The organism is Microbacterium aurantiacum (assembly GCF_031625015.1).
Taxonomy (GTDB): domain Bacteria; phylum Actinomycetota; class Actinomycetes; order Actinomycetales; family Microbacteriaceae; genus Microbacterium; species Microbacterium aurantiacum.
Map to the genome: position 1 here is coordinate 261,585 of NZ_JAHWXH010000003.1, position 3,454 is coordinate 265,038.

Below are 3,454 nucleotides of genomic sequence, written 5' to 3' on the forward strand. Positions count from 1 at the left end.
TGATCTTAAAGATCATTAGTCAATTTCGATTGACGATTCAAACTCATGTGATTTCAAGTCTTTAAGAGCAAACGGTGGATGCCTTGGCATCTGGAGCCGAAGAAGGACGTAGCAATCTGCGATAAGCCTCGGGGAGTGGATAAGCACACTGTGATCCGAGGATTTCCGAATGGGGAAACCCCGCCTGGCGCAGCAATGTGACCTGGTGACTCCCGCCTGAATATATAGGGCGGGTAGAGGGAACGTGGGGAAGTGAAACATCTCAGTACCCACAGGAAGAGAAAGCAACCGCGATTCCGTTAGTAGTGGCGAGCGAAACCGGATCAGGCTAAACCTAGCGTGTGTGATAGCCGGCAGGCGTTGCACGTTGGGGGTTGTGGGACTTTTCGGGCTGTTCTGCCGAGCAGCCGGCGTGACAAGAGGGTATAGACGAACCGCATTGAAAGGCGGGTCAGAGAGGGTGCGAACCCCGTAGTCGAAATGCCCTACTTGGCGTGAAGAGTATCCCAAGTAGCACGGGGCCCGAGAAATCCCGTGTGAATCTGTCAGGACCACCTGATAAGCCTAAATACTCCCAGATGACCGATAGCGGACAAGTACCGTGAGGGAAAGGTGAAAAGTACCCCGGGAGGGGAGTGAAATAGTACCTGAAACCGTTTGCTTACAAACCGTTGGAGCCTCCTTAGTAGGGGTGACAGCGTGCCTTTTGAAGAATGAGCCTGCGAGTTAGCGATACGTGGCGAGGTTAACCCGTGTGGGGTAGCCGTAGCGAAAGCGAGTCTGAATAGGGCGATTCAGTCGCGTGTCCTAGACCCGAAGCGAAGTGATCTATCCATGGCCAGGTTGAAGCGACGGTAAGACGTCGTGGAGGACCGAACCCACTTAGGTTGAAAACTGAGGGGATGAGCTGTGGATAGGGGTGAAAGGCCAATCAAACTTCGTGATAGCTGGTTCTCTCCGAAATGCATTTAGGTGCAGCGTTGCGTGTTTCTTGCCGGAGGTAGAGCTACTGGATGGCCGATGGGCCCTACAAGGTTACTGACGTCAGCCAAACTCCGAATGCCGGTAAGTGAGAGCGCAGCAGTGAGACTGTGGGGGATAAGCTTCATAGTCGAGAGGGAAACAACCCAGACCACCAACTAAGGTCCCTAAGCGCGTGCTAAGTGGGAAAGGATGTGGAGTTGCTTAGACAACCAGGAGGTTGGCTTAGAAGCAGCCACCCTTGAAAGAGTGCGTAATAGCTCACTGGTCAAGTGATTCCGCGCCGACAATGTAACGGGGCTCAAGCACGCCACCGAAGTTGTGGCATTGACATTATTGGTAGGCCTTCGTGGTCCAGCCGTGTTGATGGGTAGGAGAGCGTCGTGTGGCGAGTGAAGCGGCGGGGTGACCCAGCCGTGGACGCCACACGAGTGAGAATGCAGGCATGAGTAGCGAAAGACGTGTGAGAAACACGTCCTCCGAAAGACCAAGGGTTCCAGGGTCAAGCTAATCTTCCCTGGGTAAGTCGGGACCTAAGGCGAGGCCGACAGGCGTAGTCGATGGACAACGGGTTGATATTCCCGTACCGGCGAAGAACCGCCCAAGCTAATCCAGTGGTGCTAAGTGCCCGAATTCCTTCTTATCGATCCCTTCGGGGTGAGAGGGGGGGAGCTAGCGCACGACCCCATGCTGGTGCGGTTAGCGTATTAACAGGTGTGACGCAGGAAGGTAGCCCAAGCCAGGCGATGGTAGTCCTGGTGCAAGTGCGTAGGCCGAGTGATAGGCAAATCCGTCACTCATTGAGGCTGAGACACGATGCGGATAAAAAGTGGGTGATCCTATGCTGCCAAGAAAAGCATCGACGCGAGGTTCCAGCCGCCCGTACCCCAAACCGACTCAGGTGGTCAGGTAGAGAATACCAAGGAGATCGAGAGAATCGTGGTTAAGGAACTCGGCAAAATGCCCCCGTAACTTCGGGAGAAGGGGGGCCATCCGCTTATTAGGATTTACTCCGAAAGGGCGTGGTGGCCGCAGAGACTAGTGGGTAGCGACTGTTTACTAAAAACACAGGTCCGTGCCAAGTCGCAAGACGATGTATACGGACTGACGCCTGCCCGGTGCTGGAAGGTTAAGAGGACCGGTTAGCCGCAAGGCGAAGCTGAGAATTTAAGCCCCAGTAAACGGCGGTGGTAACTATAACCATCCTAAGGTAGCGAAATTCCTTGTCGGGTAAGTTCCGACCTGCACGAATGGCGTAACGACTTCCCAACTGTCTCAACCGCGAACTCGGCGAAATTGCATTACGAGTAAAGATGCTCGTTACGCGCAGCAGGACGGAAAGACCCCGTGACCTTTACTACAGCTTGGTATTGGTGTTCGGTGTGGCTTGTGTAGGATAGGTGGGAGACTGTGAAGCATGGACGCTAGTTCGTGTGGAGTCGTTGTTGAAATACCACTCTGGTCACTCTGGATATCTAACTTCGAACCGTAATCCGGTTCAGGGACAGTGCCTGGTGGGTAGTTTAACTGGGGCGGTTGCCTCCCAAAAAGTAACGGAGGCGCCCAAAGGTTCCCTCAACCTGGTTGGCAATCAGGTGGCGAGTGTAAGTGCACAAGGGAGCTTGACTGTGAGACTGACAGGTCGAGCAGGGACGAAAGTCGGGACTAGTGATCCGGCAGTGGCTTGTGGAAGCGCTGTCGCTCAACGGATAAAAGGTACCTCGGGGATAACAGGCTGATCTTGCCCAAGAGTCCATATCGACGGCATGGTTTGGCACCTCGATGTCGGCTCGTCGCATCCTGGGGCTGGAGTAGGTCCCAAGGGTTGGGCTGTTCGCCCATTAAAGCGGTACGCGAGCTGGGTTTAGAACGTCGTGAGACAGTTCGGTCCCTATCCGCTGCGCGCGTAGGAAGTTTGAGAGGATCTGACCCTAGTACGAGAGGACCGGGTTGGACGAACCTCTGGTGTGCCAGTTGTTCCGCCAGGAGCACCGCTGGTTAGCTACGTTCGGGATGGATAACCGCTGAAAGCATCTAAGCGGGAAGCCGGCCTCAAGATGAGACTTCCATACCTTCGGGTGAGAGGCTCCCAGCCAGACTACTGGGTTGATAGGCCGGATGTGGAAGCGCAGTAATGCGTGAAGCTGACCGGTACTAATAAGCCGATGACTTGATAACACACCGTTTTTGGTGCTTGCGTCCACTGAGTGGTTCCCGATGTACGGTCGGGAACTCAACAACACAATTCTTATGTTGTGTGTTGACGATACACATCAATAGTGTTTCGGCGGCCATAGCGAGAGGGAAACGCCCGGTTACATTCCGAACCCGGAAGCTAAGCCTCTCAGCGCCGATGGTACTGCAGGGGGGACCCTGTGGGAGAGTAGGACACCGCCGGACTTCTTTTAAACGAAAGGGCCACCCAATGTTGGGTGGCCCTTTCGCGTTAACAACACCCACACGCAACCAAACG

At 54.5% G+C, this 3,454-nt stretch carries 2 rRNA genes; both read left to right on the forward strand.

Features of this window, described 5'->3' with window-relative positions:
- The first annotated feature begins 51 nt into the window (after window positions 1–51).
- Window positions 52–3,159: ribosomal RNA gene (locus KZC50_RS14055) — 23S ribosomal RNA — on the forward strand.
- Between the two features lie 105 nt (window positions 3,160–3,264).
- Window positions 3,265–3,381, forward strand: a 5S ribosomal RNA gene (rrf, locus tag KZC50_RS14060).
- Window positions 3,382–3,454 lie beyond the last annotated feature (73 nt).